Consider the following 8,101-nt stretch of genomic DNA (forward strand, 5'->3'; position numbering starts at 1 on the left):
GCTGCGGGCGCTGGAGCGACGACGCGCCGCCATTGGAGCGCCTGCGCGAAAGCGGCTTCGACCCGGACAGCCCGCTGCTGCGCCGCGTACTGACCCTGACCGGGCAATTGATCGGTTTTCCCCGGCATTTGTCCCAGCACCCCGGCGGCTTCGTGATTTCCGAATACCCGCTGGACACCCTGGTGCCGGTGGAGAACGCCGCCATGGCCGAGCGCACCATCATCCAGTGGGACAAGGACGACCTCGACGCCGTCGGCCTGCTCAAGGTGGATATCCTCGCCCTGGGCATGCTCAGCGCGATCCGCCGCTGCTTCGATTTGCTGCGCCGCCATCGCCACCAGAATTGGAGCCTGGCAACTATTCCCAAGGAAGACCCGGCCACCTACGCGATGATCAGCAAGGCCGACACCATCGGCGTGTTCCAGATCGAATCGCGGGCGCAGATGTCGATGTTGCCCAGGCTCAAGCCGCAAACCTTCTACGACCTGGTGATCGAAGTCGCCATCGTGCGGCCGGGGCCGATTCAGGGCGGCATGGTGCATCCGTATTTGCGGCGCAGGAACAAGGAAGAACCCACCACGTATCCGTCGCCTGAATTGAAAGTGGTGCTGGAGCGCACCCTGGGCATCCCGTTGTTCCAGGAACAAGTGATGCAGATCGCCATGGTCGCCGCCGACTACAGCCCCGGCGAGGCCGATCAGTTGCGCCGCTCCATGGCCGCCTGGAAACGCCACGGCGGCCTGGAACCGCACCAGCAGCGGCTGCGCGACGGCATGCTCAAGAACGGCTACACCGAAGCCTTCGCCGCGCAGATTTTCGAGCAGATCAAAGGCTTTGGCAGCTATGGTTTTCCCGAGTCCCACGCGGCCAGTTTTGCCTTGCTGACCTACGCCAGTTGCTGGCTCAAATGCCATGAGCCGGCGGCTTTCGCCTGCGCGCTGATCAACAGCTGGCCAATGGGTTTCTACAGCCCGGACCAGATCCTGCAGGACGCGCGCCGTCATCGCCTGCAGATCCGCCCGGTGGACGTGCAGGCCAGCGACTGGGATTGCAGCCTGGAACCCATCGACGGCGCGCAACCGGCGATTCGCCTGGGGCTGCGCATGATCTCGGGCTTTCGCGAAGACGATGGGCGGCGCCTGGAGGCCGTGCGCCAGCGCCGGGCGTTCAGCGACATCGCCGACCTCGACGCCCGCGCCGGCCTGGATGCGCGTGCCCAAGCCTTGCTGGCCGATGCCGGCGCCTTGCGCGGCCTGGCCGGTAATCGGCATCAGGCCCGCTGGGAGGTGGCCGGTGTGCAGACCCAGCTGGGCCTGTTTGCCGGGCTGCCGAGCCCCGATGAAGCCGATGTGGCATTGCCTCAACCCACGGTGGGCGAGGACTTGCACGCCGATTACGCCACGCTTGGCACTACCCTGGGGCCGCACCCTTTGACGCTGCTGCGCGCGGAACTGCGCAAGCGCCGCTGCCGCAGTTCCCAGGAACTGCTGAGCGTGGAGCATGGGCGCAATGTGAGCGTGGCCGGGCTGGTCACCGGGCGCCAGCGTCCCGGCACCGCCAGTGGTGTGACCTTTGTCACCCTGGAAGATGAGTTCGGCAACCTCAATGTGGTGGTCTGGCGCGACCTGGCCGAACGTCAGCGCAAGGCCCTGGTCGGCTCGCGACTGCTCAAGGTGGACGGGCGCTGGGAGGCGGTGGGCGAGGTGCGGCATTTGATCGCCGGGCGCCTGACCGACCTGTCGCCGCTGCTCGATGGCATGGTGGTGCGCAGCCGGGATTTTCACTGAGGCCAGTGGTTTATTCAGCTCAAGTTCGACAAGATGAAACCATCTACCGCCGCCGCGCTCCAAAAGTTGCAACAGCCTCGTCATTGCCCAGAGCCCGATCATGCAATTTTTATCCAACTCCCACGGCTGTGAAGGCTGGGCCGGTGAAATGGCCCGGCGAATTCGCGCGTTTGACTGGTCAGGCACCGACCTCGGCCCGATCGATCGCTGGTCCACCAGCCTGGCCTGCACCGTGCAGATGATGCTCGCCTCGCCCGTGCCGATGGTGATGCTATGGGGGCGCGCCGGTTACATGATCTACAACGACAGCTACTCGGTGTTCGCCGGCGGTCGTCATCCGTACCTGCTGGGCACGCCGGTGGAGCTGGGCTGGCCGGAAGTGGCCGAGTTCAACCGGCATGTGGTGGACACCTGCCTGGCCGGTGGCACCCTGTCGTTCAACAACAAGGAGCTGGTGTTGTCGCGCCATGGCAGGCCGGAAACCTTGTGGCTGGACCTCTACTACAGCCCGGTGGCCGGGGATGACCAGCAACCGGCCGGGGTGCTGGCGATCGTGGTCGAGACCACTGAACTGGTCAAGTCCGAGCGGGTGCGCCAGGAGCTGACCCATAATCTGGAGCAGCGCGTAGCGGCCGAAGTGCAGGCGCGTTCCGCCGCCGAGGAGCAGCTGCGCCAGTCGCAGAAGCTGGAAGCGATTGGCGGCCTGACCGGCGGCGTGGCCCACGACTTCAACAACCTGCTGCAAGTGATCGCCGGCAACCTGCACCTGCTGGCCCGCCATGAACCGGACAACGCGCAAGTGCAGCGGCGCGTCTCCGCCGCGATTGCCGCCGTGGAACGCGGGGCCACCTTGTCCTCGCAACTGCTGGCGTTTGCGCGGCGTCAGCCCCTGTCGCCGGCGGTGTACAACCCGCAACGCATCTATGCCGGCCTCGGTGAGCTGCTGCAACGCGCGCTGGGTGAAACCATCCATATCGACGTGCAGTTGCCGCAGGATTCCTGGTGCATCAACGTCGACCGCAACCAGCTGGAAAACGCGCTGCTCAACCTGGCGATCAACGCCCGCGATGCCATGCAAGGCGAAGGCGTGATTCGTATTACCGGCGAAAACATCATTCTCAACCCGGCCGAATGCGCGGGCAAAAGCATCAAGCCCGGCGAGTATGTGCGCCTGGCGGTCACCGACACCGGCGTGGGCATGCCGTCGACGGTACTCAAGCGTGCGTTCGAGCCGTTTTTCACCACCAAGCGCGAAGGGCAGGGCACGGGCCTCGGGCTGAGCATGGTGTTTGGTTTTGTCCGCCAAAGCGGCGGGCATGTCGACATCTGGAGCGAGGAGAACAAAGGCTCGGTGGTGCAGATGTATTTCCCGCGCAGCCTGGAACCGGAACATGTCGAGCCGGACATGGACCTGGAGAGCCCTTGCACCGGCCAGGAAACCATTCTGGTGGTGGAGGACAACGAAGGCGTGCGCCTGACCGTGGTGGAGCTGCTCAAACAGTCGGGCTACACCGTGCTGACCGCCGAAGACGGCGATCAGGCCATGGCCAAACTGCAGTCCGGCCTGCAACCGGAACTGATCTTTACCGATGTGGTGATGCCCGGCCGCGTCAAGAGCATCGACCTGGCCAACTGGGCGCGTGAGCAGGTGCCGCCGATTCCGGTGCTGTTCACCTCCGGCCACACCCGCGACATTCTTTCCTCCAATCATCTGCTGAGCGCCGACATTAATCTGTTGAGCAAACCCTACAGTCCCGACGCCCTGACGCAACGGGTACGCAGCGTTCTCACCGCCAGACAAGGTTGTTCATGACTTCACAGCACAACACTCCTCCACCGACCGTCCAGCACACCGGCTTCGTGCGGGTGCGCGGCGCTCGCGAACACAACTTGCGTAATGTCGACGTGGATATTCCCCGCGATGCCCTGGTGGTGTTTACCGGTGTGTCCGGTTCCGGCAAGTCGTCCCTGGCGTTTTCCACCGTGTATGCCGAGGCCCAGCGCCGCTATTTCGAATCGGTGGCGCCTTATGCGCGACGCCTGATCGACCAGGTCGGCGTGCCGGATGTCGACAGTATCGAAGGCTTGCCGCCCGCCGTGGCCCTGCAACAGCAGCGTGGCACACCGAGTGCGCGGTCCTCGGTGGGCAGCGTGACCACCTTGTCGAGCCTGATCCGCATGCTGTATTCCCGCGCCGGCCGTTACCCGCCGGGGCAGGCGATGCTGTACGCCGAGGACTTTTCGCCGAACCTGCCCCAGGGCGCGTGCCCGCAATGCCATGGCCTGGGCCGCGTGTATGAAGTGACCGAAGCGCTGATGGTGCCCGACCCGTCCCTGACCATCCGCCAGCGCGCGGTGGCGGCCTGGCCGCTGGCATGGCAGGGCCAGAACCTGCGGGACATTCTCGTAACCCTGGGTTATGACGTGGATATCCCATGGCGCGACCTGCCGAAAAAACAGCGCGACTGGATCCTGTTTACCGAAGAAACCCCCACCGTACCGGTGTACGCCGGCTTCACCCCGGCGCAGACCCGCGATGCCTTGAAACGCAAGCTGGAGCCCAGTTACCAGGGCACCTTCAGCGGCGCGCGGCGCTACATCCTGCACACCTTCGCCCAGACCCAAAGCGCGCTGATGAAAAAGCGTGTGTCGCAGTTCATGCAAGGCAGTGCCTGCCCGTTGTGCGAGGGCAAGCGGCTGACCCGGGCGGCGTTGTCGGTGAAGTTTGCCGGGGTGGATATCGGAGAGCTGTCGCAACTGTCCCTGACCCGCCTGGCCGAGCTGCTGCGGCCGGTGGCGGCGGGGCAGGACAAGATGAAGCTGTCGGTGGAAAAGCGCCTGGCTGCCCAGCGCATCGCCGAGGATCTGCTCGAACGGGTCACGACCTTGATCGAGCTGGGCCTGGGCTATCTGTCCCTGGAGCGCAGCACGCCGACGCTGTCGTCCGGGGAGTTGCAGCGTTTGCGCCTGGCCACGCAACTGGGCTCGCAATTGTTCGGAGTGATCTACGTGCTGGACGAGCCTTCGGCGGGCCTGCATCCGGCGGATGGCGAAGCCTTGTTCAGCGCGCTGGCGCGTTTGAAAGCGGCCGGCAATTCGCTGTTTGTAGTGGAGCATGACCTGGAAACCATGCGCCGCGCCGACTGGTTGATCGATGTCGGCCCGGCCGCCGGCGAGCACGGCGGGCAAGTCCTGTACAGCGGCCCACCTGCGGGGTTGGCGGATGTCGCCGCGTCGCAGACCCGTGACTACCTGTTTGCCGAACCGCGGGCCTTGAGTCCCACTCGGCGGGAACCCAGTGGCTGGCTGAAGCTGCAAGGGGTGACGCGCAACAACCTGAAGAACCTTGCCGTGGATTTCCCGTTGGGCTGCTTCACGGCGGTGACCGGGATTTCCGGTTCGGGCAAATCCAGCCTGGTCAGCCAGGCGCTGCTGGAACTGGTCAGCAGCGGCCTCGGGCGCGCGCTGGAAAGCACCGACGAGCCCAGCCTGGAAGACGCTGCACCTGTCGCCAGCGAAGGGCGAATCAGCGCCGGGCTGGAGCAGATCCGGCGTCTGGTGCAGGTGGACCAGAAACCCATCGGCCGTACGCCGCGCTCCAATCTTGCGACCTATACCGGGCTGTTCGACAACGTGCGCAAACTGTTCGCCGCCACGCCGGCGGCGAAGAAGCGCGGTTACGACGCGGGGCAATTTTCTTTCAACGTCGCCAAGGGCCGATGCCCGAACTGTGAAGGCGAGGGGTTTGTCAGCGTCGAGTTGCTGTTCATGCCCAGCGTGTATGCGCCATGCCCGACCTGCCACGGGGCGCGTTACAACCCCGAGACCCTGGCGGTCAAATGGCAAGGCTTGAGCATCGCCCAAGTGCTGGGCCTGACTGTGGAGGAAGCAGTCGAGGTGTTTGCCGAACAGCCCGGCGTATTGCGCGCCCTGCAGGTGCTGCGCGATATCGGCCTGGGCTATCTGCGCCTGGGCCAGCCGGCCACCGAGTTGTCGGGCGGTGAAGCGCAGCGCATCAAGCTGGCCACCGAGCTGCAACGCACGGCGCGGGGCGCCACCTTGTACGTGCTGGACGAACCGACCACCGGGCTGCATCCCAGGGATGTCGACCGCTTGCTCAGCCAGCTCAATCAATTGGTGGAAGCGGGGCATACGGTGGTGGTGGTCGAGCATGAAATGCGCGTGGTGGCGCAGAGCGACTGGGTGATCGATATCGGCCCCGGCGCCGGCAATGCGGGCGGGAAGGTGGTTGCCAGTGGTACGCCGCAGGCCGTCGCCAACAGCAAGGACAGCCGCACGGCGCCATTCCTGGCGCGCGAACTTGTCTAGTCGGCTCAATGTGGGAGGGTCGCCCCTTCCCAATGTTGAAATGCAGACAAATGTGGGAGGGGGCTTGCCCCCGATGGCGGCCTCTGGGCTGGCCAGGATGTTGGATCAGACTGAGTACACTGGCCCAGTGCGGCTAACCCGGCGCCCTGCCGGGTTACCCACGGATTCAAGCCTGCGTTCGGCCAGCGTGGTTTAACGGGGCGCCTGAGATCAAAAGCAGATCAAGAGCGGCTCGCTTCGCATCGTGTGGTGCTGATCCAAATTTGTGTGGTGGTCGCCGGGCGGATGGTGGAGATTGTGTGGGGCTTTCGTGCCCAGTGAAGTATCCTGCGCGCCTCGTTCACCACTGATCCAGAGAAGATGACAGGACAAGACATGCAGGCGCTGCTGGAGTCGATCCTTGACGAAGTGCGGCCTCTGATCGGCCTCGGCAAAGTCGCCGATTACATTCCCGCCCTGGCCGACGTACCCGCCAACCAGCTTGGCATCGCGGTATACGGCAACGACGGCGCGGCCTATTGCGCGGGCGACGCCGACACGCTGTTTTCGGTGCAGAGCATTTCCAAGGTGTTCAGCCTAGTGCAGGCCATCGACCACGGCGGCGAAAGTATCTGGGAGCGCCTGGGCCATGAACCGTCGGGGCAACCGTTCAACTCCATGGTGCAACTGGAATTCGAACGCGGCCGACCGCGCAATCCTTTTATCAACGCCGGCGCGCTGGTGATCTGCGACATCAACCAGTCGCGTTTCGCCGTGCCGATCCTGTCGATGCGCGATTTTGTGCGGCGGCTGTCGGGCAATCCGCAGATCCTGGTCGATAGCGTGGTTGCCGAATCCGAAGCCCGGCATGGTGCGCGTAATGCGGCCATGGCCTACCTGATGAAAGCCTTCGGTAACTTCCATAACGATGTGGACGCGGTGCTGCACAGTTACTTCAACTACTGCGCCTTGCAGATGAGCTGCCTGGACCTGGCCCGGGCGTTCAGCTTCCTGGCCAACGAAGGCGTGAGTGCGCACAGTGGCGAGCAGATCCTGACCGCGCGCCAGACCAAACAAGTCAACTCGATCATGGCCACCAGCGGGCTGTATGACGAGGCGGGCAACTTTGCTTATCGCGTAGGGTTACCGGGCAAGAGCGGGGTAGGCGGCGGGATTGTCGCGGTGGTGCCGGGGCAGTTTACCGTGTGCGTGTGGTCGCCGGAGTTGAACGCGGCGGGGAACTCGCTGGCGGGGATCAAGGCGTTGGAGTTGTTGAGTGAGCGGATTGGGTGGTCGGTGTTCTAAGCGTGCCACCAGACCAAACTGTGGGAGGGGGCTTGCCCCCGATGGCGGCCTCGGGGCCGACCAGGATGCTGGGTTGGATTGAGTACATATCCGTTTCTGCGGTAACGGCTGATATAGGTTCCGCTTTTACAGCGGCTCACTTTTGAAAAGCGCAAAAGTAAGCAAAACGCTCTTGCCCCACCACTCGGCACCTCGCTTAGGCTCGGTGTGCCCTCTCTCCGGCCAGCGTGGTTTAACGGGGCGCCTGAGATCAAGAGCAAAAGCGCGGCGGCCTTAGAGCCGACCGGTATTTTGTGTCGATCCGCGATCCAAATGTGGGAGGGGGCAAGCCCCCTCCCACATTTGGATCTTCAGTGTTTTGGAGGATTTTATACGCTCCAGATTTACGTGGCTGGGCAGGCCTCATCCAGCACCTTATCCACCATTAGTTGCACGCCTTCAAGCATCCGGCAGATGCCCTGCGCAACATTGCGATGGGTTCCGTCGATTTCGAAAGCGAGGTGGGTGGCGATATATCTGAGTGGGCGCGATCCTGTGGGAGGGGGCTTGCCCCCCATGCGGTGTGTCAGCCAGCGCTGTTGTCGCTGACCCACCGCCATCGGGGGCAAGCCCCCTCCCACAGTTGGATCTCCAGTGTTTTGGGGGATTTATACGCTCCAGATTTACGTGGCTGGGCAGGCCTCATCCAGCACCTTGTCCAC

The 8,101-nt window shown here is 64.0% G+C and carries 4 protein-coding genes; all 4 read left to right on the forward strand.

The annotated features are described in order from the left end of the window. Positions 1-1,787: error-prone DNA polymerase (locus tag BFP90_RS04620; RefSeq protein ID WP_141688923.1), on the forward strand; the 1,787-nt coding region annotated here is incomplete at its 5' end. 100 nt (positions 1,788-1,887) lie between these two features. After that, positions 1,888-3,600: an ATP-binding protein gene (locus tag BFP90_RS04625; protein WP_065896092.1), complete on the forward strand. Its 1,713-nt coding sequence runs from the start codon at positions 1,888-1,890 to the stop codon at positions 3,598-3,600. Beyond that, positions 3,597-6,116, forward strand: coding sequence for an excinuclease ABC subunit UvrA (gene uvrA, locus BFP90_RS04630; protein WP_065896094.1), 2,520 nt, complete (start codon positions 3,597-3,599; stop codon positions 6,114-6,116). Before BFP90_RS04625 ends, uvrA begins: the two co-directional genes overlap by 4 nt. A 375-nt stretch (positions 6,117-6,491) precedes the next feature. Then, positions 6,492-7,400, forward strand: coding sequence for a glutaminase B (gene glsB, locus BFP90_RS04635; RefSeq protein ID WP_065884751.1), 909 nt, complete (start codon positions 6,492-6,494; stop codon positions 7,398-7,400). The last annotated feature ends 701 nt before the right edge of the window (positions 7,401-8,101 follow it).

Source organism: Pseudomonas sp. 24 E 13, from assembly GCF_900004715.1.
GTDB lineage: Bacteria > Pseudomonadota > Gammaproteobacteria > Pseudomonadales > Pseudomonadaceae > Aquipseudomonas > Aquipseudomonas orientalis_A.

Excerpts from the sequence above, each read along its gene's own strand:
- BFP90_RS04625 (WP_065896092.1), top strand. The coding sequence starts at position 1,888 with ATGCAATTTTTATCCAACTCCCACGGCTGTGAAGGCTGGGCCGGTGAA.
- uvrA (WP_065896094.1), top strand. The coding sequence starts at position 3,597 with ATGACTTCACAGCACAACACTCCTCCACCGACCGTCCAGCACACCGGC.
- glsB (WP_065884751.1), top strand. The coding sequence starts at position 6,492 with ATGCAGGCGCTGCTGGAGTCGATCCTTGACGAAGTGCGGCCTCTGATC.